Source organism: Mesorhizobium sp. M1C.F.Ca.ET.210.01.1.1, from assembly GCF_004791585.1.
Classification (GTDB): domain Bacteria; phylum Pseudomonadota; class Alphaproteobacteria; order Rhizobiales; family Rhizobiaceae; genus Mesorhizobium.
In genome coordinates this window covers 1-391 of sequence record NZ_SRUU01000126.1, presented here as the reverse complement: position 1 = coordinate 391, position 391 = coordinate 1, and the positions used below count along the sequence as shown (strand labels likewise).

Genomic DNA, 391 nt, shown 5'->3' with positions numbered 1-391 from the left:
TCTGATCTCAATTGGCTGGCTGACCCACAGCGCGCCGATCCTGGATATTGGCCTCGACTATCGGAGCTCATGATCGCACGACGAACGGACGGCAGCGGGCTGATAGAGTTTCCGATCCCTGTCAATCGGCCAGGAAAGAAGCCGTAAAGGCCGGAACCCCCCAGGAACAGGAAGAGATGCACGCATCGAACTCGACGAAGACAATGCCACAGGCGCAATCCAATGATTGTGGGATGTGGACCCTAGAAAAGGCGCAGGCGCTGCACGACGCACCTTCAACAATCTTCTGTTCCTGGCGCAAACCGTTCACCGCCAGAATTTCGATCCCAACAAGGTCCAGCTGAGCCGGCTTCTTAGCATCAAAACAGGTGGATGCCCGGAGGATTGCGGC

Annotated in this window: 1 pseudogene; it reads left to right on the top strand. The window is 56.8% G+C overall.

Annotated features, from left to right (window positions below):
- Positions 1-233: 233 nt before the first annotated feature.
- Positions 234-391, top strand: a pseudogene (locus tag EN853_RS35055) (biotin synthase BioB); the annotation flags it as partial.